Source organism: Streptomyces sp. NPDC015127, assembly GCF_043080095.1.
Lineage (GTDB): Bacteria > Actinomycetota > Actinomycetes > Streptomycetales > Streptomycetaceae > Streptomyces.
In genome coordinates this window covers 227,530-248,854 of sequence record NZ_JBIBVE010000011.1, presented here as the reverse complement: position 1 = coordinate 248,854, position 21,325 = coordinate 227,530, and the positions used below count along the sequence as shown (strand labels likewise).

The 21,325-nt window shown below is 67.5% G+C and carries 34 protein-coding genes and 9 other RNA genes; 4 read left to right on the top strand and 39 right to left on the bottom strand.

Annotated features, from left to right (window positions below):
• Positions 1–50: 50 nt before the first annotated feature.
• The 3 genes from ACF08N_RS22960 to ACF08N_RS22950 all read right to left on the bottom strand — a co-directional run bounded on the left by ACF08N_RS22960 (position 51) and on the right by ACF08N_RS22950 (position 2,152).
• On the bottom strand, positions 51–836 hold the full coding sequence (locus ACF08N_RS22960) for an electron transfer flavoprotein subunit beta/FixA family protein (protein ID WP_392326520.1): 786 nt from the start codon (positions 834–836) through the stop codon (positions 51–53).
• Positions 837–1,017: 181 nt separating this feature from the next.
• Positions 1,018–1,626, bottom strand: coding sequence for a flavin reductase family protein (locus ACF08N_RS22955; protein WP_392326519.1), 609 nt, complete (start codon positions 1,624–1,626; stop codon positions 1,018–1,020).
• A gap of 199 nt (positions 1,627–1,825) precedes the next feature.
• Entirely contained in the window at positions 1,826–2,152 is a 327-nt protein-coding gene (locus ACF08N_RS22950; RefSeq protein WP_392326518.1) for a thioredoxin family protein, read from the bottom strand.
• A 244-nt stretch (positions 2,153–2,396) separates the two neighbouring features.
• On the opposite strand from ACF08N_RS22950, the gene ACF08N_RS22945 reads away from it, so the two are divergent.
• On the top strand, positions 2,397–3,119 hold the full coding sequence (locus ACF08N_RS22945; protein ID WP_392326517.1) for a lysophospholipid acyltransferase family protein: 723 nt from the start codon (positions 2,397–2,399) through the stop codon (positions 3,117–3,119).
• Between the two features lie 184 nt (positions 3,120–3,303).
• On the opposite strand, the gene ACF08N_RS22940 is transcribed toward ACF08N_RS22945, so the two are convergent.
• The 36 genes from ACF08N_RS22940 to ACF08N_RS22765 form a co-directional block, all read right to left on the bottom strand.
• Entirely contained in the window at positions 3,304–3,996 is a 693-nt protein-coding gene (locus tag ACF08N_RS22940; protein WP_392326516.1) for a B3/4 domain-containing protein, read from the bottom strand.
• An 11-nt stretch (positions 3,997–4,007) separates the two neighbouring features.
• The gene (locus ACF08N_RS22935) at positions 4,008–4,607 is read right to left on the bottom strand and encodes a transglutaminase family protein (protein WP_392326515.1); all 600 of its coding nucleotides are present in this window, start codon (positions 4,605–4,607) and stop codon (positions 4,008–4,010) included.
• A 75-nt stretch (positions 4,608–4,682) separates the two neighbouring features.
• The gene (locus ACF08N_RS22930; RefSeq protein WP_392326607.1) at positions 4,683–5,744 is read right to left on the bottom strand and encodes a threonine aldolase family protein; all 1,062 of its coding nucleotides are present in this window, start codon (positions 5,742–5,744) and stop codon (positions 4,683–4,685) included.
• Positions 5,741–6,496: an SDR family NAD(P)-dependent oxidoreductase gene (locus ACF08N_RS22925; RefSeq protein WP_392326606.1), complete on the bottom strand. Its 756-nt coding sequence runs from the start codon at positions 6,494–6,496 to the stop codon at positions 5,741–5,743. Before ACF08N_RS22925 ends, ACF08N_RS22930 begins: the two co-directional genes overlap by 4 nt.
• Positions 6,497–6,522: 26 nt before the next feature.
• Positions 6,523–8,481, bottom strand: coding sequence for a recombinase family protein (locus tag ACF08N_RS22920; protein ID WP_392326514.1), 1,959 nt, complete (start codon positions 8,479–8,481; stop codon positions 6,523–6,525).
• Between the two features lie 198 nt (positions 8,482–8,679).
• On the bottom strand, positions 8,680–9,393 hold the full coding sequence (gene thyX / locus ACF08N_RS22915) for an FAD-dependent thymidylate synthase (protein WP_392326513.1): 714 nt from the start codon (positions 9,391–9,393) through the stop codon (positions 8,680–8,682).
• Positions 9,386–9,694, bottom strand: a complete 309-nt coding sequence (locus tag ACF08N_RS22910; RefSeq protein ID WP_392326512.1) for a hypothetical protein — start codon at positions 9,692–9,694, stop codon at positions 9,386–9,388. The genes thyX and ACF08N_RS22910 overlap by 8 nt, the downstream gene beginning before the upstream one ends.
• 35 nt (positions 9,695–9,729) lie before the next feature.
• Positions 9,730–9,990: a hypothetical protein gene (locus ACF08N_RS22905; RefSeq protein WP_392326511.1), complete on the bottom strand. Its 261-nt coding sequence runs from the start codon at positions 9,988–9,990 to the stop codon at positions 9,730–9,732.
• Positions 9,980–10,483, bottom strand: coding sequence for a hypothetical protein (locus ACF08N_RS22900; protein WP_392326510.1), 504 nt, complete (start codon positions 10,481–10,483; stop codon positions 9,980–9,982). The genes ACF08N_RS22905 and ACF08N_RS22900 overlap by 11 nt, the downstream gene beginning before the upstream one ends.
• A 31-nt stretch (positions 10,484–10,514) precedes the next feature.
• Positions 10,515–10,578: hammerhead ribozyme type II (locus tag ACF08N_RS22895), an RNA gene on the bottom strand.
• Positions 10,579–10,590: 12 nt separating this feature from the next.
• Entirely contained in the window at positions 10,591–10,809 is a 219-nt protein-coding gene (locus ACF08N_RS22890; protein ID WP_392326509.1) for a hypothetical protein, read from the bottom strand.
• Positions 10,806–11,009 carry a hypothetical protein gene (locus ACF08N_RS22885; RefSeq protein ID WP_392326508.1) on the bottom strand — a complete coding sequence of 68 codons (204 nt, stop codon included), beginning with the start codon at positions 11,007–11,009 and terminating at the stop codon, positions 10,806–10,808. The genes ACF08N_RS22890 and ACF08N_RS22885 overlap by 4 nt, the downstream gene beginning before the upstream one ends.
• 4 nt (positions 11,010–11,013) lie before the next feature.
• The gene (locus ACF08N_RS22880) at positions 11,014–11,595 is read right to left on the bottom strand and encodes a hypothetical protein (RefSeq protein ID WP_392326507.1); all 582 of its coding nucleotides are present in this window, start codon (positions 11,593–11,595) and stop codon (positions 11,014–11,016) included.
• Entirely contained in the window at positions 11,588–11,902 is a 315-nt protein-coding gene (locus ACF08N_RS22875; protein ID WP_392326506.1) for a hypothetical protein, read from the bottom strand. Before ACF08N_RS22875 ends, ACF08N_RS22880 begins: the two co-directional genes overlap by 8 nt.
• Positions 11,899–12,186, bottom strand: a complete 288-nt coding sequence (locus tag ACF08N_RS22870; RefSeq protein WP_392326505.1) for a hypothetical protein — start codon at positions 12,184–12,186, stop codon at positions 11,899–11,901. The genes ACF08N_RS22875 and ACF08N_RS22870 overlap by 4 nt, the downstream gene beginning before the upstream one ends.
• Positions 12,186–12,518 (bottom strand): hypothetical protein, encoded by a 333-nt coding sequence (locus ACF08N_RS22865; protein WP_392326504.1) that lies wholly within the window; start codon positions 12,516–12,518, stop codon positions 12,186–12,188. Before ACF08N_RS22865 ends, ACF08N_RS22870 begins: the two co-directional genes overlap by 1 nt.
• Before the next feature lie 22 nt (positions 12,519–12,540).
• An RNA gene (locus ACF08N_RS22860) (hammerhead ribozyme type II) lies at positions 12,541–12,602 on the bottom strand.
• Between the two features lie 14 nt (positions 12,603–12,616).
• Positions 12,617–13,351 (bottom strand): DUF2786 domain-containing protein, encoded by a 735-nt coding sequence (locus tag ACF08N_RS22855; protein ID WP_392326503.1) that lies wholly within the window; start codon positions 13,349–13,351, stop codon positions 12,617–12,619.
• An 18-nt stretch (positions 13,352–13,369) separates the two neighbouring features.
• Positions 13,370–13,435: hammerhead ribozyme type II (locus ACF08N_RS22850), an RNA gene on the bottom strand.
• Between the two features lie 12 nt (positions 13,436–13,447).
• Positions 13,448–13,906, bottom strand: coding sequence for a hypothetical protein (locus ACF08N_RS22845; protein WP_392326502.1), 459 nt, complete (start codon positions 13,904–13,906; stop codon positions 13,448–13,450).
• A 279-nt stretch (positions 13,907–14,185) separates the two neighbouring features.
• The gene (locus ACF08N_RS22840; RefSeq protein WP_392326501.1) at positions 14,186–14,398 is read right to left on the bottom strand and encodes a hypothetical protein; all 213 of its coding nucleotides are present in this window, start codon (positions 14,396–14,398) and stop codon (positions 14,186–14,188) included.
• 17 nt (positions 14,399–14,415) lie between these two features.
• Positions 14,416–14,479, bottom strand: an RNA gene (locus ACF08N_RS22835) — hammerhead ribozyme type II.
• A 46-nt stretch (positions 14,480–14,525) separates the two neighbouring features.
• Positions 14,526–14,951, bottom strand: a complete 426-nt coding sequence (locus ACF08N_RS22830) for a hypothetical protein (RefSeq protein WP_392326500.1) — start codon at positions 14,949–14,951, stop codon at positions 14,526–14,528.
• A gap of 17 nt (positions 14,952–14,968) precedes the next feature.
• Positions 14,969–15,112, bottom strand: a complete 144-nt coding sequence (locus tag ACF08N_RS22825) for a hypothetical protein (RefSeq protein ID WP_392326499.1) — start codon at positions 15,110–15,112, stop codon at positions 14,969–14,971.
• An 85-nt stretch (positions 15,113–15,197) separates the two neighbouring features.
• Complete coding sequence (locus ACF08N_RS22820) at positions 15,198–15,800, bottom strand: hypothetical protein (RefSeq protein WP_392326498.1); 603 nt, start codon at positions 15,798–15,800, stop codon at positions 15,198–15,200.
• Between the two features lie 17 nt (positions 15,801–15,817).
• An RNA gene (locus ACF08N_RS22815) (hammerhead ribozyme type II) lies at positions 15,818–15,880 on the bottom strand.
• A 27-nt stretch (positions 15,881–15,907) separates the two neighbouring features.
• The gene (locus tag ACF08N_RS22810; RefSeq protein ID WP_392326497.1) at positions 15,908–16,525 is read right to left on the bottom strand and encodes a hypothetical protein; all 618 of its coding nucleotides are present in this window, start codon (positions 16,523–16,525) and stop codon (positions 15,908–15,910) included.
• A gap of 14 nt (positions 16,526–16,539) precedes the next feature.
• Positions 16,540–16,620: hammerhead ribozyme type II (locus ACF08N_RS22805), an RNA gene on the bottom strand.
• Between the two features lie 202 nt (positions 16,621–16,822).
• Positions 16,823–16,882, bottom strand: an RNA gene (locus ACF08N_RS22800) — hammerhead ribozyme type II.
• 1 nt (position 16,883) lies between these two features.
• Complete coding sequence (locus ACF08N_RS22795; RefSeq protein WP_392326496.1) at positions 16,884–17,015, bottom strand: hypothetical protein; 132 nt, start codon at positions 17,013–17,015, stop codon at positions 16,884–16,886.
• Positions 17,016–17,064: 49 nt separating this feature from the next.
• The gene (locus tag ACF08N_RS22790; RefSeq protein WP_392326495.1) at positions 17,065–17,439 is read right to left on the bottom strand and encodes a hypothetical protein; all 375 of its coding nucleotides are present in this window, start codon (positions 17,437–17,439) and stop codon (positions 17,065–17,067) included.
• Between the two features lie 18 nt (positions 17,440–17,457).
• An RNA gene (locus tag ACF08N_RS22785) (hammerhead ribozyme type II) lies at positions 17,458–17,520 on the bottom strand.
• On the bottom strand, positions 17,521–17,715 hold the full coding sequence (locus ACF08N_RS22780; protein WP_392326494.1) for a hypothetical protein: 195 nt from the start codon (positions 17,713–17,715) through the stop codon (positions 17,521–17,523).
• A gap of 2 nt (positions 17,716–17,717) precedes the next feature.
• Positions 17,718–17,780, bottom strand: an RNA gene (locus ACF08N_RS22775) — hammerhead ribozyme type II.
• 16 nt (positions 17,781–17,796) lie between these two features.
• Positions 17,797–18,189 (bottom strand): hypothetical protein, encoded by a 393-nt coding sequence (locus ACF08N_RS22770; protein ID WP_392326493.1) that lies wholly within the window; start codon positions 18,187–18,189, stop codon positions 17,797–17,799.
• A 1,141-nt stretch (positions 18,190–19,330) separates the two neighbouring features.
• Positions 19,331–19,507, bottom strand: a complete 177-nt coding sequence (locus tag ACF08N_RS22765; RefSeq protein WP_392326492.1) for a hypothetical protein — start codon at positions 19,505–19,507, stop codon at positions 19,331–19,333.
• Between the two features lie 875 nt (positions 19,508–20,382).
• On the opposite strand from ACF08N_RS22765, the gene ACF08N_RS22760 reads away from it, so the two are divergent.
• Genes ACF08N_RS22760 through ACF08N_RS22750 form a run of 3 tightly spaced genes read left to right on the top strand, consistent with a single transcriptional unit; the run spans position 20,383 to position 21,315 of the window.
• Entirely contained in the window at positions 20,383–20,613 is a 231-nt protein-coding gene (locus ACF08N_RS22760; protein ID WP_392326491.1) for a hypothetical protein, read from the top strand.
• Positions 20,610–20,870, top strand: coding sequence for a thioredoxin family protein (locus ACF08N_RS22755; RefSeq protein ID WP_392326490.1), 261 nt, complete (start codon positions 20,610–20,612; stop codon positions 20,868–20,870). The genes ACF08N_RS22760 and ACF08N_RS22755 overlap by 4 nt, the downstream gene beginning before the upstream one ends.
• Positions 20,871–20,883: 13 nt before the next feature.
• A complete protein-coding gene (locus tag ACF08N_RS22750; protein WP_392326489.1) occupies positions 20,884–21,315 on the top strand; it encodes a hypothetical protein in 432 nt (143 codons plus the stop codon).
• The last annotated feature ends 10 nt before the right edge of the window (positions 21,316–21,325 follow it).

Genomic DNA, 21,325 nt, shown 5'->3' with positions numbered 1-21,325 from the left:
TCTTCTCTCCTGCTTGCGAAGTATGAAGGGGGCAGTGGCTCGCGCGAGCCCTAGATGAACTTCTGGCTCGCGAGGAACTCGGCCAGCTGCTTGCCGCCCTCGCCCTCGTCCTTGACGATCGTGCCGGCCGTGCGGGCCGGACGCTCGGCGGCCGAGTCGACCTTGGTCCAGGCGCCCTCGAGGCCGACCTCGTCGGCGTCGATCTCGAGGTCCTCCAGGTCAAGGGACTCCACCGGCTTCTTCTTGGCGGCCATGATGCCCTTGAAGGAGGGGTAGCGGGCCTCGCCCGACTGGTCCGTCACGGACACGACGGCCGGCAGGGAGGCCTCGAGCTGCTCGGAGGCGGTGTCGCCGTCACGGCGGCCCTTGACGGTGCCGTCCTCGACCGAGACCTCGGACAGCAGGGTGACCTGCGGGACGCCCAGGCGCTCGGCCAGGATCGCCGGCAGCACACCCATGGTGCCGTCGGTGGAGGCCATACCGCAGATGACCAGGTCGTACCCGGTCTTCTCGATCGCCTTGGCCAGCACCAGCGAGGTGCCCATCACGTCGGTGCCGTGCAGGTCGTCGTCCTCGACGTGGACGGCCTTGTCGGCGCCCATGGACAGCGCCTTGCGCAGCGCGTCCTTGGCGTCCTCCGGGCCCACGGTCAGAACGGTGACCTCGGCGTCGTCGGCCTCGTCCGCGATCTGCAGCGCCTGCTCCACCGCGTACTCATCCAGCTCCGACAGCAGGCCGTCGACGTCGTCGCGGTCGACGGTCAGGTCATCGGCGAAGTGCCGGTCGCCGGTGGCGTCGGGCACGTACTTCACACAGACAACGATCCTCAGGCTCACGCCGGCTCTCCTACTGCATCGTCTCTACTGGACTGCCTTGTGAACGCAGCATAGGCGTCCGATGGGGCGGATCCCGGTCGGGGCGGGCCGCGCTCCGATCGAAATATTACTCGTCAGTACACCGAGGTTGTTCCCGCTAAGCAAGCGCTTTGAACTGTGACCTTGACAACGGCGTGCCAGGTCAGTCGCGCAGTGCCGTGAAGCGGCCCTGGTGGTACAGCAGCGGGCGGCCGCCGCCGGCCGGATCCCCGGCCACGACCTCGGCGATCACCAGGCGATGATCCCCCGCGGGCACCCGTGCCACCATCCGGGCCACCAGCCACGCCACGACCCCGTCGAGGACGGGCACGCCCTCGGGGCCGGCGTGCCAGCGGGTGGGCGGGGCGAAACGGTCGGCGCCGCTGCGGGCGAAGGTGGCGGCCAGCTCCCGCTGGTGCTCCCCGAGTATGTGGACACCGACGTACTCGGCCTCGGCGACGACCGGCCAGCTGGAGGACGCCGTGCCCACTCCGAAGGAGATCAGCGGCGGGTCGGCGGCCACGGAGGTGAGCGAGGTGGCGGTGAAGCCGGCGGGGTGCTCCCCCTGCGCGGTGATCACCGCGACGCCCGCGGCGTGCTGGCGGAAGACGGACTTCAGCAGGTCGCCGGTGTCAGGAGAGGCGGCACGCCGGTCGGTCTCGGCCGGTTGCTGCTGCGTGCCCACGAAGCCGGCCGGGGACAGGGGCCGGGGAGCGGCGAAGCCGGAGGAGGTGGTCAGAGGAGAGGTGCCGAGATCGGTCGGGGCCGTCATCGAGGATTCCTTCTGCATGGGTGCGAACTAGGCGGCTGCGGCGTTGACGTCAGCCGGACAGCGCGCGCTCGCATGACGGACGAGGTCCACATGGACCCGACCGAAGAGAAGGAGGACTGGAGGCACAGACGTCAGCCTGACGACGGTTGCCCTGTGCAGTCAAGTGCGTACCGGAATGTGCGACCGGGCTCACGGCGCGTCACACGGCCCGTCCGAGCGCGGCGATGACGTCGGCCTTGCGCGGCGCTCCGGAGGCCCGGGTAACGACACGCCCGGCGGAGTCGAGCACCAGGACGGTGGGAGTCCTGCGGATGTCCAGTTCCCTGACGAGCTCGAGCCGTTCCTCGGCGTCGATCTCGATGTGCGCGACACCCTCGACCATGCCCGCGACGTCGGACAGCGTGCGGCGCGTGGCCCGGCAGGGCTGGCAGAACGCGGTCGAGAACTGGACGAGCGTCGCCCGCCGCCCGAGTCCCGTGCCCAGCTCCGCCGCGCCGAGCCGTCGTTCCGGGTCGTGAGCGCGCACCTTCGGTCCACCTCCGTCGAGTCGTCGCCCCTGTAGCGTTCATAAAAGGGCAATGATTCCCGGTGGCGCGGTTGGACGGGCGTCGACGGCGGTACGGACGTGATGAGAATCTCGCCCGTACCAGGCCCCAGGGCTGGTCAGCTCGCGACACATGGGGCACGATCGGGCCAATGCCGAAAACCTACGGCTCCGTAACTTCTACCGGGAGAACCCTCCCCGGGCACGACGAAAGGGTCCTCCCCAGATGGCAGAGCTCGTCTATCGGCCGGTCATCGGCGCCGCCCTCACGATGTTCAAGGCGCTCGACCTGAAGATCGACACTCAGGGATCCGAGAACATTCCGCGTTCTGGGGGTGCCGTCCTGGTCAGCAATCACATCAGCTACCTGGACTTCATCTTCACCGGGCTCGCCGCGCTGCCGCAGAAGCGCCTGGTCCGCTTCATGGCCAAGGACTCGGTCTTCCGCCACAAGGTCTCCGGTCCGCTCATGCGCGGCATGAAGCACATCCCGGTGGACCGCAAGCAGGGTGAGGCCGCGTACGCCCACGCGCTGGACTCGCTGCGCTCGGGCGAGGTCGTGGGCGTCTTCCCGGAGGCGACGATCTCCCAGTCGTTCACGCTGAAGTCCTTCAAGTCGGGTGCCGTGCGTCTGGCGCAGGAGGCCGGCGTGCCGCTGATCCCGATGGCGCTGTGGGGTACGCAGCGGGTGTGGACCAAGGGCCGTCCGCGGAACTTCAAGCGCTCCCACATCCCGGTGACGATCCGGGTCGGCGAGCCGATGGAGGCACCCACGGACCAGTACGCGGGTGCTCTCACGCGTCGGCTGCGCGGGCGTGTCCAGGAGCTGCTGGAGGCCGCGCAGCGCGCGTACCCGGTACGGCCCAAGGACGCGGGCGACACCTGGTGGGTCCCGGCGCACCTCGGGGGCACCGCACCGACGCCCGCCGAGGTCCGCGAGGCCCACTGAGGCCCTAGGGTCTTTGGTTTGGATCAGGCCGGATCAGTGAGCGGGGTCTGGTGCCGTGCATCGCAAGGCGGAGGATGGAGCCGACGCGGAGCGTCGGCGACTGACGACAACGCAGCGAGGTGCGGCACCAGGGCACGCGAGCCCGGCATGATCCAAACGAAAGACCCTAGCCCTCCGAGGGCTCCTACCGCGGGGCGTGGACCGTGACCTGCGCCCCGGGGCTCAACTTCTCCAGTCCTTCGGCGAGTTCGGCGGCTGCCGCCCCGAGCTCGCCGCCGGTCGTCGGTGCCATGCCCTCCAGCAGGAACAGGGCGTTCACCGTGTCCTCGGTGAGCCGGGTGCGCACACCCTGGCGCCAGTTCCAGCGGCGGCAGGTGACACCTTCCTCGTCGCACCAGACGACCTCACCGGCGTCAGGGTGCTCCACACTCTCCGCACCGCCCGCGACGGTGAGGAACGGCTCCTCGCCCGTCGCCCGTACCAGGCGCATTCCGCCGGTGATGCGGTCCAGGTCCTCGCCGCCGACCGGGATCAGGTGGGCGACGCTGATCGCGTTGTAGAGGTCGACCAGCGCGTTGATGCGGGGGAGTCCGCCGTCGGCGAGCGCGCGCCGGGCCAGGGCCTCGGCCGAGTTGCGGGTGCGCGAGGGCTTGGCTCCGAAGGCGGTGTACGCCTCGCGCCAGGCCGCCATGTGCGCGTCCTCGTGCGGGGCGCGGCCGTCGAGACGGGCCGCGAGACGCCGTGCGGCGTCGTCCAGCAGTGCGGAACTGTCGTCGTTGCTCGGGCCGTTCACCAGGCCGCGTGCCTCGACGGCGACATGGACGAAGCCGGGCGCGATCGCGCGCACCTCGTCGGTGACGATGAGGGAGAGTGCCATGGGTCCGCCGTTCAGATGTCCGTGGGCAGCGAGCGCCACAGAGCCGGCCGGTCGTCGGCCGCCTGAAGGACCGCGAGAACCGCCGGATGTGGTGCAGCAAAGAGTATCGGATAGTCCACTTCACTGTACTCAGGTCGCACGGACCAGGCCAGCCGCTCCTCCGTGACCGAGAACTGGGCGTCGACGCCCGGCTTGTTGCCGCGCGGGTCCTGGCGCGCCCAGCCCGACATTCCGGGAAGGTGGATCGCCACCAGCCCGTGGACCACGGGGTTCGAGCCGTCGTCGTCAGCGAGGCGCTGGTAGCACAGGGCGGTCGGGACGCCTTCGGCCCGCAGCAGCGCGGCGAGCGCGTGGGACTTCGCGTAGCAGATGCCGGTGCCCTGGGCGAGGACGTCCGAGGCCCGCCAGGTGACCCGCATGTCGCCGCTGTCGGCGGAGTGCGGAATGGTGTCGCGGACGAACTCATAGGCCGCCTTGGCGTATGCATATGCGTCGCCGTGATCGGCGCGCAGCTGTGCGGCGGTTTCCCGTACGAGTGGATGATGATGATCGACCGCGGCGTCGGCGGCGAGATATGCGGAGAGTTCGGGGACCTGCTGGATCAGTTCCATGGCGCCCGAGCGTACGAACGCGGCCGACCGGTCGTCAATCGATTTCCGGTCGGCCGCATTCTTATGCAGAAGCGTCTAGCGGGCCATCTCTTCCTTCAGGGCCTGGACGAAGGCATCGACGTCGTCCTCGGTGGTGTCGAAGGAGCACATCCAGCGGACGTCACCGGCCGCCTCGTCCCAGAAGTAGAACCGGAAGCGCTCCTGCAGCCGCCGGGTCACGGCCTGGGGCAGCCGCGCGAAGACGGCATTGGCCTGGACGGGATGCAGGATCTCCACACCGTCCACCGTGCGCACCCCCGCGGCCAGACGCTGGGCCATCTCGTTGGAGTGCCGGGCGTTGCGCAGCCACAGGTCCTTGGCGAGCAGTGCCTCCAACTGCACGGAGACGAAACGCATCTTGGAGGCGAGCTGCATCGACATCTTGCGCAGATGCTTCATGTGGCTGACCGCGTCCGGGTTGAGGACGACGATCGCCTCGCCGAAGAGCATGCCGTTCTTGGTGCCGCCGAAGGTGAGCACGTCGACACCGACCGCGTTGGTGAAGGTCCGCATCGGGACGTCCAGCGAGGCGGCAGCGTTGGCTATCCGCGCGCCGTCGAGGTGGACCTTCATGCCGAGGCCGTGCGCGTGCTCGACGACCGCGCGGATCTCGTCCACCGTGTACACGGTGCCCAGTTCGGTGTTCTGGGTGATCGAGACGACCTGGGGCATCGCCCGGTGCTCGTCCTCCCAGCCCCATGCCTGCCGGTCGATCAGCTCGGGGGTGAGCTTGCCGTCCGGGGTCGGCACGGTGAGCAGCTTGAGGCCGCCCATCCGCTCCGGGGCGCCGCCCTCGTCCACGTTGATGTGGGCGCTCTCCGCGCAGATCACCGCGCCCCATCGGTCGGTGAGCGCCTGGAGGGCGGTCACATTGGCGCCGGTGCCGTTGAACACGGGGAACGCCTCGGCGCTCGGGCCGAAGTGGCTGTGCATGACCCGCTGGAGGTGCTCGGTGTACTGGTCCTCGCCATAGGCGACCTGGTGGCCGCCGTTGGCGAGGGCGAGGGCGGCGAGCACCTCCGGGTGGGCGCCCGCGTAGTTGTCACTGGCGAACCCGCGCACGGACGGGTCGTGGTGACGGCGGGCGTCGGTCTTCAGGGTTTGGGGGTCAGCCACAGACGCTGTCCATTCAGTTCCTCGGCGGGCCGGTCCCAGACTCCGGCGATGGCGTCGGCCAGCTCCGTCACGTCGGTGAAGCCCGCGAACTTCGCATTCGGGCGCTCGGCGCGCATGGCGTCGTGCACCAGTGCCTTGACGACCAGGATGGCAGCCGCTGCCGCCGGGCCCTGGTCGCCCCCCGCCTTGCGGAAGGAGTCGGCTACCGCGAGCGTCCACGCCTCGGCGGCGGCCTTGGCCGCGGCGTAGGCCGCATTGCCGGCGGTGGGCTTGGTGGCTCCCGCGGCGCTGATGAGCACATAGCGGCCGCGGTCGCTGCGCAGCAGCCCGTCGTGGAAGGCGAGCGAGGTGTGCTGGACCGTGCGGATCAGGAGCTTCTCCAGCAGGGCCCAGTCGGCCGGGTTCGTGTCGGTGAAGCTCGCGCCGCCGCGCCAGCCGCCGACGAGGTGCACCAGACCGTCGATCCGGCCGAACTCCTTCTCGGTCTTGTCCGCCCATGCCTTTGCGGCGCTCAGATCGAGCAGATCGACGGTGTCGCCGATGACGGTCGCGCCACCGTGCGCGTACCGCGCGGCGTCCACGGCCTGTGCGAGGCGTTCGGGGTCCGCGTCGGAGGCGACGACGGTCGCACCGGCCTCGGCCAGCCTCAGCAGAGTGGCCCGTCCGGCAGGGCCCGCCGCGCCCGCCACCGCCACGACCGCGCCTTCGAGCGCGCCGTTGCCGTTCCCGTTCATGGTGGTCGCCTCCTGGATGCGAGAGCTCACGCGGCCGCTCCGGCCGAAGCAGCGGTGATCCCCTTGGTGGAGGCAGTTCGCCCGCCCGCTTCACGTTTCACTACATCCTCCGTGGAATCATCGATCGCGCCGTAAATCTTCATGGGAGGCAGAGTGTAACCAGTAGGAGCTTCAGTTCCATCGTATGGGCCCATCATCTTCAAAGCCTTGGCGTAGAGGCCGCCTGTGAACCATCGGCGAGCGAGGCGGTAGAAGAAGCCCCAGCCCTTCCCGCCCATGCGCTCGTCGCGGTCGTAGTCATGCCAGCCCTTGTCGTGGCGCAGCTTCTCCAGAAGCATCTCGAAGCACGCCCGGTCCTCCGGCTTCGGCTTGCGTCCTCCTGCCAGGATGCCTTCGACTTGCGTCCACTGCTCGTCGGAGACGGTGAGCGGGATGGTGACCCCGTTCTCGCGGTGCCACTCCAGCATCGGGTCCTTGCTTCCACCCTTCTGGCCGGACTTGCTCTCGCCGACGATCTCGACCCGGACCTGGAGGAGTTCCAAGATCCGCTTCTTGTCGACGCGCTCAAGATCCTGGACGTTGGTGCCGACTCGGTCGATCAGGGCGTGCATACTGCCGGCCTTCTCCTCCTTGTGCTCGGCCTCCTCCAGCCACTCAGTGATGCGCTCCTGCTCCTCGCGCAGCTCCTTCTCCTTGGCTGCGATCTCCTCCTTCAGCTCCTCGATCAGCTTCAGGTCGCCCTCGTCGTCCTCGTCGAGGGAGGCGACGAGCATCGCGATCTTCTTGCGTCGGGTGTTGCGCAGCTTGTTCAGCTTGGTGTCGATCTCCTGCACGCGGGCGCGGTAGGACTCTGCGCGCTCGGGGACGCTGCCCAGCCACTCGTCGATCAGTCCCTTGATCGCCTCGGGGTCGGCCAGGGCCTTGGAGACCTCGTCCCAGACGACCTTCTCTGTCTCTTCGCCGGGGATCTGCTTGCAGGTATGCCCCTCGGCGGCCGTGGCCGGGTTCGAGCACCGGTAGACCACGTCGTTGTACTCATGGCGGGCTGAGCCGTACCGGCTGTGGCCGCACTGGCTGATCAGGTGCCCGGAGAGCAGGTGGTTGCTGTACGAGGTCCGAGGGGTGCCCTTCATGTCCTCCAGGGCGGTCTCCAGGGCCTTGCGCCGGTCCTCCGGCATCAGCTCGGGCAGTTCGAGGCGGTAGGAGGTGGTGATCTCCTCCCCGTCCTCGTTCATGCCAGAGAAGGTGAAGTCCACGTAGCCGCGCACGGCCAGGCGCAGGCGGAGGACGAGGTTGTTGCCCTCCCAGAGCTTTCCGGTGCGGGTGCGGTACTTCAGCTCGTTCAGCGCGTCAGCGGCCTGCCCTCGCGACATCTTCTGGTCGACCAGGAACTCGGCGGCCTTCAGGATCACCTCCAGCTCGTCAGGGTTGACGACCGGCTCGCCCTCCTCGTCGAGCATGTAGCCGTAGGGCGGCGTACCGCTGGCCCAGCCTCCCCCGGAGATCTTCTTGACCCGGCCGCCCATCGTGCGCTCCAGGATCAGGGCGTGCTCGACCTCTGCCATGTACGCGAGGAGAGAGAGCTGGATGCCGAACATCTGGTCCTCGGAGTCGATGCGTCCGTCAGCGGTGGCGACGCGCACACCGAAGTCGGTCACGTCGTAGACCCAGCGGTGGATGTTGCGCATGGTGCGACCAATGCGGTCCAGCTTGGCGAAAACCACGACGTCGATCAGGCCGGCCTCGATGTCGGACGTCAGGCGGTCCAGGTCGTCGCGGTGTGCAAGTTTGCCCGACACTCCCCCGTCGCAGTACACGTCCACGATGGTGTACGGCGTGCCCTTGAGCTGGTAGTCGATCCATGCCCGGCACCGCTCATCTTGCACATCGAGGCCGTAGCCGTCGAGCTGCTTGGATGTGGAAACACGCAGGTAGATGGCGACACGCAGCATCTTGCGCTTGCGCGGCAGGGTCGTGGATCGCATGTGTCCCCCCTCGGACTCAGACATCAGGACGCGCGAAGCCCCCCGGCCTGATGGCTCGGGGGGCGTAGCGCCGTGTGTAAGTTTATGTTCTTCAGTCCTTCTTTACCACTGGCCCGAGAAGGATGCGGGCGAGGCGTTCACGCTCGGCGGGTGTCCACTTGGTCCTGCGCCACTCGACGCTGACGATGGGGTTCTGGCTCACGGCGCCACCCGCTTGTTGCGGTTGAAGGCGGTGTAGGTCAGGGGCATCTGCTCGGCGAGGTGATCCTCCATCCGCTCGGCGACCATCTCGATCTCGCGCTGCGGGAAGGAGGGGAAGGCGGCCGTCTTGCTGATGGTGCGCAGTCCGAGGAAGTGCATCAGGCTGCGGGCGTTGCAGGTGGCGTAGTAGGAGGTGAAGGTGCCCACCGGCAGGACCATGCGGGCCACCTCGCGGGCTACTCCGGCGTCGAGCAGCGCTCGGTAGGCGTCGAAGGCTTCGCGGTAGCTCTCCTGCATCGTGCTGCGGGTGTAGAGGCCGAGGATCGGGGCGCCGGGCTCGAAGGTGTAGGCGCCGGGCTTGCCTACCTGTATCAGGTTCCGCTCCTGGCCGGGGAGGTAGAAGACGGGCTCCAGCTCCTTGTAGCGTCCGCTCTCCTCGTTGTACGACCAGCCGGCGCGGTGACGGAAGTGCTCGCGCGCCACGAACAGGGGCGCCTCGACGTAGAAGGTGAACGAGGTGTGCTCGAAGGGGCTGCCGTGCCGGTCCCGCATCAGGTAGTTGATCAGGCCCTCGTCGCGCGTCAGGTCGACGACTCGTTCGTGCGAGCCTCCGATGGTGGAGACGCGGGCTGCTGTGGCGACGTCGGAGTCAGTCGCGGAGTGCTTGACGAGCTCCACCGTGACGTCGCTGCGGAACTGGAATTCAGACACTGGTGGGTACCTCCTGCGGTTCTTCGTCGTAGATGTAGAGCTCGTCGACGTGGTGGATCTTGGTGCCGTAGACCGCTTCCATGACGGTGAGTTCGCGCCTCATGCGGTCTGCTTCCCGACTCAGGCCGAGCCCGGTGTGGAAGGCGCGCTTGGGCTTGACGCCCTTCATGAAGGCGAGCGCGTGTATCGAGTAGACCTGGTGCTCATCGAACTCGGGGTACTGGCGGCGCTGGTGGTAGCCGTAGACCACCAGGATGTCTTCGTCGTTGACCGGTTCGAGCGGTCCGATACGGAGTCCCACTTACACACCCTCCCCAAGGTAGTACCAGCCGTGCGTCACTTCGCTGCCCCCTTCATCTTCATCGTCCGAGTGGCGTACGAGCTGCGGTTCTCCGACGTCAGGTGGAAGAGTCCGAAGTCGCACTGGTAGTAGCGCTGCTCGATGTGCTGTCCGCGTCGGGTGCCGTACGCGTCAGCCCTTCGGTTCCGCTTGGCCTGGGCTCGGCCGAGCGCCTTCTCGGCGTCGCGTTCGTTCGTGAACCCTCGCTTGAGGCCGCAGTTGCACGGTCGCCAGGCAACTCCCTTGTTACAGCTCATTGATCGCTTGCCCCTTCCCCTTCGTGGCCCGCTTGGCGGCCGGCTTCTTCTTCTTGTTCGGGTCGTCCTTGATGAACTTCGAGCAGGGGCAGGAGTCCAGGTGGCACTTGCCTCGGCTGGCGCCGTCAAGGGCGTGCATCCACGGGGCGTGCCCGCAGTTCGGGTCGTAGCAGTAGCCGGGCCAGCTCGTCTTGCCGTCGTGGTTGGCGAGCAGGACTCCCGAGGACGTCAGGGGGATGACCTTGCCGGTGCCTCCGAAGCTCATCTTCTTGGCGAAGGCTTCTGCCTCGGCGACCGAGCCGAAGGGGCCCATGTTCAGGCCCTTGCTGCCGTCTGCCCAGATGTGGGTGAGGACCACGAGGTCCCGCATCTGGACGATCTCGGCGACCTCCTTGATTACGGCCTTGGCCAACTGCTCCGGGCTCTCGAAGGTGGGGTCTTCGAGGATGTCGACGACCCGCTGTATTTCGTGGGCCCTGGGGGTGAGCCTCAACGCTCGGGCCTCTGGTGGTTCACTGTCTGGCTCCTCTCTGCCTCGTCAGGCCGGGGGCGAGACCCCCCGACTACTCCCTTCCGGGAGTTTCGGCTGCACTTACACACTCAGGTGAGGAAGGGCTTCAGCTCTTCGAGCAGGACTCCGAGGTCGCCATGCGAGTCGGACCAGGCGTCGTAGCTGTGCTCGTCGTAGGCCGCGTACGACTCGCCCTCCTTCAGCTCCCCCTCGTCGTCGAGGAAGGCGAGGATGCCGGCCTCACGCTTGGCGTACGCCTCCGCGTACCGTGCGACCAGTTCCTTCAGGGTCTCGGGCTTGTCGGTCACTGCTCGGTTCCTCTCTCCACGACCCGCGCTCCCCAGCGTCGGGTGTTGACGTACGTGTAGGTGTTCTGGGTGAGGATCTTGTCTCCGGCGTACCAGTGACCGTCCTGCTTGAAGCGGATGGTCCCTCGCCTGTCCTGGAGTTCGATCACCGTGCCGTCCGGCAGTTCGTCGAGCTCCCGTATCGTGCTGACGCTCGTCACAGTATCACACTCGCGACAGTTGCACGAGATCGGCGACGCCGTACAGCTTCAGGTGCAGGTCCCGCACCGAGCCGTCGTTGATCAGGGTGTGGTCGAAGTCCCACCCGTCCAGCGCGACCTCGCTCTCGTGGACCCGGCCGACTCTGTCCTTCGCCGGACCCACGCCGGGCCTCTCTACCCGGATCATCACGCCGCCCCGCTCGACGATGGCTCGCGCCTCGTTGGGGAACCGCACGTCGGTGACCGCCAGGGCCGGAGCGTCGGCGTGCGACTCGAAGAGGGCGTTCACCCACACGTTCGCGCCGAGCACCTTCCGGCCGGCCTCCGTGCCAGCACGCTGGAGCAGGGCCCGCACCTCGGGGTACGTCACCTTCGCGTAGTCCCAGCCGGTCGAGTCGACGAGCCTTCGCAGGCGCAGGTGGCCGGCTCCGTAGTGACCAGGGATCAGGGGGTCGAGCGCGTACAGGAACTCTCGCAGCTTGTCGGCGAAGGCTGCCTGCCTCCAGCCGTGCTGCACCAGGGCCTCGGCCGCCTCGTTCTTGCCGGAGCGGGCGTACCCGCTGAGCCCGATGATCAGGTCACTCATCATCGTCGTCCTCGTCGTACTCCGGGTCGAAGTCGATGACGACTCGGGCCACCCTGCCCCGCTCCAGCTCGGCGAACACGGGCCAGGCACCGTCCCCGTACAGCGTCGGGATGCTCAGGCCCAGGCCGGGGCCGGCCGGTTCGGTCACGTCGTACTGCTTCTCGCCAAAGGGCGAGCGGCTGCACCACTCGGACCAGGTCTTGATGTGGTTGCTCGCGTCTCCCGTGGCCGTGTAGCAGGGGTCCCCCACGAACACCGTGCCGGAGTCCACGTAGACCGTGCCGATCTGTACTCGTTCGTCGCTCACTCGTCACCCTCCTCGGGGTACTCAGGGAAGATCAGGTCGGAGGCGTACTTCAGCCCGAGCGGGACGTAGAAGTCGGCGCCTGCGGGGTCGTTCACCTTGTGCTCGCGCAGCAGCTCGGCCGCGTCACGCTGGGCCGCGCGCACCAGGTCTTCGAGCTCGCGTCGCGCTTCGTCGTACTCTGAGCCGTGCTTGCCGGACAGGATGTTGGCCAGCGCCACCTCGACGGTCGGCGCCCAGCGCGGGCGTCCGTCCACGTACTCCCAGCCGTCTCGGTCGCGCGCCATCAGGCGGCCACCGCCTCGTAGTAGAACTCCTGGTTCACGTCGCCAGCCGCGACGAGCTCGCCCTCCAGGCGGTCGAACTCCCGGTCCACGGTCACCGCGACCGACTGCACCCGGCGCCGGCCTTCGATGAAGGCGATGCCCAGGTCGGTGATCGACCACCTCTGCTCCTGCACGCGCTCGGCCAGGCCGAACCAGGCGAGCTTCGCGAACACCGCGTACTCCGCGTTCGTGAGCTCCAGCTCGTCGCGCTTCAGCGCCTGCCCGCCGTGGAGGTACAGCTTGCCCAGGCCGGAGACCTCGTTCTTGCCCAGGCGGCTACGCTTCTCGCTCACTGTGGTGCCCCTCTCGTCAACGGCTTGGCTCGTCAGGACGTGGGCAGCCATCCCACGCCGACCTCCTTCCTGGAGGTTTCGCCTGCAACACTTACACATCAGCGACTGAGTGCCTTGACCCGGCCGCTCAGGCTGCGCCCACCCAGGTCGGCGCGCTCGCCGGCCGCCTTGCCGTCCATCCAGCCCGAGCCGGCGAGTCGGCGCCGGGGGGCGGCCTTCAGCTTGGGGTGCGCCTTCTTGAAGAACTGCTCGACGGCCGCTTCCCGCTTCACCAGGACCAGCTCGGTGCTCGCGCCCCCGGCCTGCTGGCTGGCCTCCTGGAGTGCAGTCTCCTCGGCCTGAGTCAGGCGCTTGCGCACCGCGTTGGCGAAGCCTGCCAGCCAGCTCTTGCGGTAGGAGGTGGTCGACTCGCCGTACTGCGGGCGGGTCCGCTCCACCCCGTTCAGGGCCTGGAGCTGGAGCGAGGTGAACAGCATCTCGATCCGCTCCAGCGTCGACTCGTGGGCGTAGATGCTGACCTTGCGGTAGTACTTGCCGGTCGCCGTGTCGAACAGGCGCCAGTACACGTTCTGCGCACCGAGCGCGTGGCTGATCCCGAACAGAAGGGCCGAGCGGTCGGCGATGTACTTGCCCTTGACGTCGAAGGACCGACTGGTGAGCTTGTCGGTGCTCAACTTGCTTTCGGCGAGCATGGCCGCCTCGATCCCGTACTTCGCCATCAGGTCAGCGGCTCGACCGAAGTACGCCTCCGCCTCCTCGGGCGAGGCGGCCGAGTCCTCGGCCTTGGCCAGCAGCGCCTTGATCTTCGCGAGCTTCGGGTTGGTCTCGGTCATGGTCTTCACCTCATGTGGTCTCGGCTTGGCTCGTCAGCGCGTGGGCAGCCATCCCGCGCGGACCTCCTCCCGGAGGTTTCGCCACACTTACACAACTCAAGACGTCTCGCGGAAGCCGTCGAAGCACTGGATCAGGGACGTGTCGCCGACCTTGGCGTAGCAGAGCTGGTGCCCCCAGACCACGCCCCAGTACTCCCAGCCGGCCGCCTGCTTGCCGAGCGCGAAGAGCCGACGCTTGATCTCGTCGTTCAGCTTCGGGTCCAGGTAGGTGACGCGCCCCTGCGCGTCCACCCAGTACGAGTAGCCCTTGCCGTTACCGCGCCGGGCGGCGTCCCAGAAGCAGTCCCGCGAGGTGCTGTCGTCCTCCGCGCACGGCCGGGTCGGCAGCTTGCTCGGCGGCGCCACCTTCACGGCGGCGGGGAGCTTCACCTTGACCTTGGCCGAGATCGGCAGGGGCTTCGGACTGGGCGACGCCTCCGCCTCGTTGCGGTTGGCCAGGCCGCCGAGCAGGCCGAGCGCCAGGATGAACAGCAGAACCTTGGTGGACGTCTTCATGGGTGGTCTCCTTCTGTGCGATGGGGAGTCGGGGGAGGTGCAGTTCGCCGGTACGAGGCGGCTGCGGGAGGGGCGGGAGGTGGTACTTATAGGCGATCGGAGTGGGGATCTCGTTCGGCCTGGCGACGCCGTTCTGTACGGCGACCTGGTACAGCTCGGCGAAGTTGTGAACCGCTCGCTTGACGATCTCGCTGTAGCTCAGGCCGGTCGGGGCCAGCGCCTTCAGGTCGGCGGCCAGCCGGTCATCAACTCGGGCGCTCAACTGGCGGGGCAGGTCGCTCATGCCGGGATCAGTTCCACCAGCACGTCGCCACCGGGGCTCACGATGCCCTCGTCGATCAGGGTCTGGGCAGTCCGGCCGTACGAACCCTGGAGGGTCCACGCCATACCGCTGCGGATCAGGGTGGCGAACAGGTCCACGATCTCGTCGATCTCCAGCTCGTCCGCCTCGTAGCTCATGATGTCGATCGCGATGTCCTTCATGCGTCCCACGTTTGCTCCACTTTCACACTCGGTTGGCTCATCAGGACCGGAGATCCGCTCCGGCCGACCCCCTCCTCGGGGGTTTCGCCTTGGTGTGGTAGTCACAGTATCATGTTCGCGACACTTGCACATCATGTCAGCCGTATCGGATCTCCTCCAGCGCGGCGAGCTGCACGATGATGTCGGCCGTGCCCGCGTCGATGTCGCCGGTTTCGATGCCGTCCTTCTCGGTGCGGCCGAGCCAGGAGTCGAGGATGTACCCGTGGTACTCGCGGTTCACGTACGGCTGGTCGATGTCGAGCAGCTTCGCGTACGCCTGGCGGATGTCGTCGGCGTTGAGGTAGTGGACTCCCTCCACCTCGCGCTCGTCATCGAAGGGGAAGATCGGGTGCGGCGCGGTGCCCTCGGTGATCGTCCAGGTCTTGCCCTCGGGCAGGCCGGCGAACTCCTCCTCGGTCGGCTCGGTGGCCCAGTAGGTGATCCCTCCCTCCCTGGCGATGTCGATGATGTCCTGCGCACGCTCGTCGGTCAGGTACTGCTTGATCTCGTCGATGCTCGGCACTGGAATGCTCCTCGTTCTCAGGCGCCGGTCGCGATGCGGACGGCTGCCGGGTTCGCCTCGTACTTCTGGTGGCGTATCTCCTTGCGGGCCAGGGTGGTGGCCTTGTCCTTGCGCTTCGAGTCGCGGACCTGCCCGTCGTGGATGCGGAACTTCGGGGTCATCGCTCTGATCTCCTTCGTGGTTCGGCAGGCTCATCAGGAGTGGGATGCCAGCCCACCCGACCCCCTTCCAGGGGTTTCGCCTTGGTCAGTTCAGTCCCAGGAGCTTGGCCACCGCGTCCCGAGCCTGGATCAGCTCGGCGGTGAAGGGGTCCACCACGACCACGACCACGGGCTCAGGCTCGGGCGCGGGCTCCTCGATCAGCTCGGGCACCGGCTTACCGGCCAGCTCCAGGACGTACGCCTCGAAGTCCTCGATGTCCGGGTGGATGTCGTCCGGGTCGTCGTCACCGGCCGCGTGCCCCTCCAGGAAGGTCATCGCCGCCCGCTTGTGGCCGCCCTGCATCAGGGCCTCGGCCATGCGCTCCGCCTCGGAGCAGGTGAAGGAGCCACCCACATGGTGTGCGGTCATCCCGTCGCCGAGGATGTCGGCGAACACGCTGATCGCGGAGTACAGATCCCCGATCTCTTCCTCGGTGTCGCGCTCGTCCTCCACCACCTCGGCCTCGACGAGGTACCCGTAGCTCTCTTCCCAGTAGTTGCCGACCGCCGGGCGCTGGCCGGGCTCCAGTCCACCGCCGCAGTTCTCGCACTTGTAGCGGGTGCCGACCGTCAGGGGGTACAGGATCGGACCGTTGTCCGACTGGCATCGCACCACGTTGCTCGGGACCTTGCGCGTCGTCGCCTTCATTCGCTACACCTTCACACTCATGGCTGCCATCATCAGGAGGTAGGCGCCACCCCACCCCGACCCCTTTCGGGGTTTCGGCTGTTCGAGCTTTCGCGACACTTGCACACTCAGACCTGCTTGTTGAACTCGGTGCCCCTCGTGGACGTGCCGACCAGGCGGTCCCGCCAGACGACCCAGGTCACCGACTGCACCGTCGAAGGGAGTTCGCCCAGGCGCTGGGCGGCCTCGCGGTAGCAGTGGGCGATCAGGGCGTACCTGCCCTTCGCTCCGAGTCCTCGGTCGCGAGCTCCGTACTCCTCGCCGACCGCGATGTCGTGGGCGTGCCGGTCGATGCAGACCGCGTCCGCGTCCGAGGGGTCGAGGATGCAGCGGTAGAAGTGGCCGGTCTTGCGGTCCATCGGAAGCACCTCGGCCGGGTCGGCGCCCGCCAGGATCTTGGCTGCCTTCGCCAGGGCGTCGCCCAGGTGGCCCGAGGGCTGGCCCGTCTCGTACGCCTGCTTCGCGAGCTCGACGTTCAGGGGCCAGGCGGTCTGCGGGGACAGTGCGGCCAGGAGTCCGGCGCCCGTGCGGACGTCGCCTTCCGTCATCATGTCGGCCACCTCGTGCGCCGTGCGGTACCACTGACGGCCGCGCATCTCCTGGCCGCTGTTCGCTGCCTGCCAGACGTCGATGACGTTCTGGACGTAGCGCTCACGCGTCGCCGCATCCGCCTTGATCTCGATCATGAAACCTTGCCTCTCACTGGCTGCTCGTCAGGACCAGGCAGCCGCGCCTGGCCGACCCGAGCCGAACCGAGGGCGGCCGGCTGGGGGTTTCGCGTGTGAGGTGCGCACCCCCTTCCCTGTTGGAAGTGGTGGGTGTGGGGGGTGCGCGAGAGAGAGGATCAGCCGAGGCTGAGCTCCCTGTGGAACGCAGGCTCCCCGCTGCTGTCCTCGCGCTTCCGACGCGCATCAAGCAACACCTGTGTTCCCCCGGTTACCTTCATGTTTTGACCTTCCGGCCTCGTTTGGATGGGCACTTACTTTGGGTGGCTCATCAGGGACCAGGACCCGCCCGGCCCGACGCCCGAAGGCGTTTCGCCTTTCACTCGTAGTGCGAGGCCGCGATCCTGTCGGCCAGCTCCAGGACCCTGCGACGCTCGTGCTGCTCCAGCTCCGCCAGGAGCTCGGCCAGCTCCTCGGCCGTGTACTCCGGGGTGATGCTGTATCCGTCCACTTGCCTCTCCCTCTGTCGCTACAGTATCACAGTTGCTGCACTTGCACAGTTAGACGAGGCTCATGAAGACCACGTCCGGCTCACCAAGCGTCCAGTTCGGGACGCGCTCGGTCTCGACGAACCCGAACCGCTTGTAGTACTCGGGCAGGAAACCGTCGAAGCAGTCCAGCTTGCTCGCACCCTTGTGCAGGATCGCGTCCCACACCAGCTCTTCCCCGCGCCCCTTGACCAGGGAGAACAGGCCGACCAGCGTGCCGTCCTTGGCTACACCGAACCCGGACTGGAAGTCGTCGGTCAGGTAGTACTTGTGGCTGCGCGGCATCTCGTGCGGTGCGCTCGTCGCGCCAGCGACCAGCTCGGACTGCCTCCGCGCCTCGCGGAGCGCACCGACGTAGATCGCGTGGTGCACCTCGTAGACCTTCACTACGTACTCCTCACGTCGAGCAGGCTGGCTCATCAGCGACCGGCAACCCAAGCCGGCCGGACCCCCGAAGGGGTTTCGCCTTCAGCGGCCCAGGACCGAGTCGACGTACGCCTGGTGCCGCTTGACCTCTGCGCGGTGCGTCTGCTCCATGAACTCGAAGTACAGGGCCGTCAGGTCGTTGCGACGCAGGCGCCGGTTCATGTTGGCCTGGAAGCGGCCGACGGCGATCGAGTGCGGGGTCTTCTCCAGGTGCACCATGACGTTCTCCTTGATCATCGAGCAGGCTGGCTCATCAGCGACCGGGAACCACCCGGCCGGACCTCCTCTCGGAGGTTTCGCCTTGTCACACTTGCACACTCAGCACTGGAGCACCGGCAGGCTGGTCACTCGGGTGACCTCCACCGTGAGACTCCCCTGCTCCAGGTACTGCGGGCGGTAGGGGTCGTACGTGGCGTCCTCGATCAGCCACCGGACGTCCGACTTCTCGGCGGCGGTGATGTTCTCCACCCACCACTCGGCGAGCTCGGCGGCGAAGGGCCAGCTCACCGCGACCTCATCCTCGTTGCCGTTGCCCTCGTTGAAGAGGATCACGTAGCCGGGGACTCGCAGGGCCGCCTTCGGCGGCTCCAGCTCGATCAGGTACTCGGGGTAGCCGAACTGGTCGGCGTGGTACTGGCAGCGTCCGGCGTTCTCGCCACCGGCGGTGCGGTAGTAGTGCGTGGCCTTGTCGGAGCAGATTCCGCAGATCATGTCGCTCTCCCTCGCCCTGTCGCTACACTTGCACACTTGGTGCGAAAGGTCAACCGCGTCGGCGGTGACCTGGTGAATCGCCCGGATTCTGAGTCGTTGGCTCCCAACCCTCCGAGGAGGTGAGCTCGGGGCGATCCTTTGCGGGAGTCTTGCGACTCCCCCCGCTCACTGGGAGCGGGTAGATCTCGTGTGCGTTTCGGCAGGTCGCACTTCCTGTCACCGTTCGTTCGTCCCGGTCCGTTTGGCGTTTCCGCTTCCCGGTCCGTTCGGTTCGAACGGTGAGCCCTGGTCACCTACTGGCACTGGCAGCGTTCGTAGCCCTCCGGATCGTGGCATCCCTCTCCGAAGCGTACGGCCTGAACACGGCTGCTCGATCGAACGAGCGTCGTTTGGTGGCTGTACCCCAGGGGTTCGGCCTCTGCCTCGCGTTCCTGCCTGGATCATCGGAGCGGATACCCACTCCTACCAGGCTCTCCCGTCCGGGGGACCTGTGCCCTGCCTACCCACCCACACACTCCGAGGAGTGCTGCGACGTCCCTTGCGGGGGCCGGGTGAGCGCCTTGCGAAGTCTTGCTGCGCTGGCCCTTCGGCCTTGCGCTGGAGCTACAGTATCACACTCGCTCCGGGTTGTGCAACTTGCGCTTCGCTTGGCTGGACTTCCTGCGTGTGAGCCGCTGTCCGCTGATCGGCGACCGTTCCCCAGACCTTCAGCAACCTGGTTCACTCACTCGCTTGCCTGCCTTGCTGAGCTCGACTCTACAGGAGTTTCGCTCGATGTGCAAGTGTCGCTGTCTGATCAGGTTCACTGAGCCGAGGCCCTGCGTTCCGTCCCGTCGTGGCGACAGGCAGAACATTGCCACACTTGCACGCCGAGCGTCAAGCCGTGCAGGTCAGAGCCATGATCGCGAGCCGCTGAGTGCCGTTCTCCGGGCCGTTCGGCCGGTCTCCGGGCCCGTTCCCTGCCCGCTCGCTCGCAGCCCGTAGGGGAGCCGCGCAGAGGGGCGCGCGAGGGTAGCACACGCCCTCGGGGGGTGGGGGGTGACCCCCGGAGGCTCGGGAGCCGCACCGCCGTGTCTTACCGGCCAAGATCGCGCCACGGTTTCAGGGCCGATCTGGGGGGAGCGCACCAGGGCGCCGGCGATCAGAGCAGACCGGCCTTGGCCAGCGCGATGTGCTCCTCGGTCACGGACTCCGGGCCATTCTCAGCGGCGAAGGCCAGGACGCGGGCGAGCGGAGTGTCGGCGGCCGGCGGTTCGGTGGCCAGCTCGGCGCCAGCGACCTGGAGGGCGAACTGAAGACCGGTGTCAAAGTTGTCCATGGCTCCACGGTAGCGGCTGAGCAGTAAGACGTCTCGGGCTTTGTGGGCCGCTACGCGGCCCCTCAGCAGCTTGCCGGCTCTGCTCTGTGGCGCCCTCCGGGCGCCCCTGGCGCTTCGCTCACCAGCACCTCTTCGCCGTCGCGTCCACGTCAGGTGGCCGCCGCCAGGCGGCCCAGCCTCGAAGCCTCACTGTGTAAGTGTGACCACGGTCACAAGAAGTCTTCGTTCCGAGACGAGGGGCGAGCTCCGTATCAGTAAGTGAAGTAGTAAGTGGTAAGGCGAAGTAGCAGGCTGGAGGCCCTGTCGGGCCTCGCTTGGTAGAGCTCCTTACTACTTACGTAAGTGCTCCCTCGGGTTGACAGCTCATGGCAGCTACCTCTTCAGGTAGGACGTCACCGAGGGCTCAGCGTTCCACGTCGGGGGTGACCGATGCCGAACTGGGAAGGGTCCGACAGGCGCTCGCGCCTACCGAAGGATTGGCCCAAGATCCGGCTCCGTGTCCTGCGGCGAGACGGAGGGCAGTGCACCGCGCTGACTGAAGCGGGTGCGCGCTGCGACTCGACCGCAACCGACGTGGACCACATCCGACCCGGCGACGACCACAGCATGGCGAACCTGACCTCGCTGTGCTCGTACCACCACCGGATCAAGTCGAGCCGAGAAGGGGCTGCGGCGGCGAACGCCAGACGGCGACAGATCGCCGGCCGGTTCAAGCGAACCGAGCAGCACCCTGGGCTCCTTTGACCCGCGCTCCGAGTCCTCCCCGCTCGTCGAGCGCGAGCGCCCCCGAGTCCTCCTCTCGCTCGGGCGAGGCGCCGCCCCCAGGACCGCTACCCCTGGGGGCCGAGACTTCTACCCCTCCAAGGAGGTGAGCGGTGACCCCGTTCGAGATCGCCTGGGCCGCCTGGGCTGGGGCCTTCGTCGTGATCGAGGGCTACGCCCTGTACCGGCGCCAGCCGGGCGACACGCTGTCCGAGCAGGTCTGGAAGATCTTCCACACTGCGAAGGGCACGGTGCCCGACAAGACGACGCGGGCTCGCCGCTTCATCCTCCTGGCCTTCGTGTCCTGGCTGGCCGTCCACTTCATGACGGGCGGTGCCGTGTGACCCGAGTTCTGTACTTCACCTCTCCCGTGTGCCGGCCCTGCCGCTCGTTCGGCCCGCTCCTCGCGAGCGAGCTGGAGGCGCGCGGGGTCGAGGCGGAGAAGATCGACATCAGCACAACCGCCGGCCTGGATCAGGCCGACCTCTACGACGTTGTGGCCGTGCCCACCGTCGTGATCGAGCGGGATGGCGAGGAGGTAAGTCGCTTCGGCGCACTCCTCGGTTCTTCACTCCAGGACGCACTCAGCGTCCTGCGATGAAAGGAGGTGACCGGTGGGCGTACGTGGCCCCGTCCCGAACCGTGAAGAAGACCTCGCGCGCCCCCGGTCGCGCAAGGGTTCCGACGAGCAGGAGACCAAGCGCGGTCAGATGAAGCCGGTGCGCATTCCGCGCGCCGATCCTGACTGGCACCCTGCCGCCAAGCAGCTCTACGACTCGCTGAAGAAGTCCGGCCAGTCCGACTTCTACCAGCAGTCCGACTGGGCATACGCCTGGGCGCTGATGGACGACTTCTCGTACTACAAGAAGTCGGGGAAGCGCTCGGCGCAGATGGCCCAGACCCTGTACTCCGCCCTCGGCAACCTCCTGGTGACCGAAGGCGACCGGCGCCGCGTGCGCATCGAACTCCAAGAGCCCGAGCCGGAGACCACGCCGGCCTCCGTTCTTGCCATCGCCGACTACAAGAGGGACCTCGGGGTGGACTGATTCCGAGGGG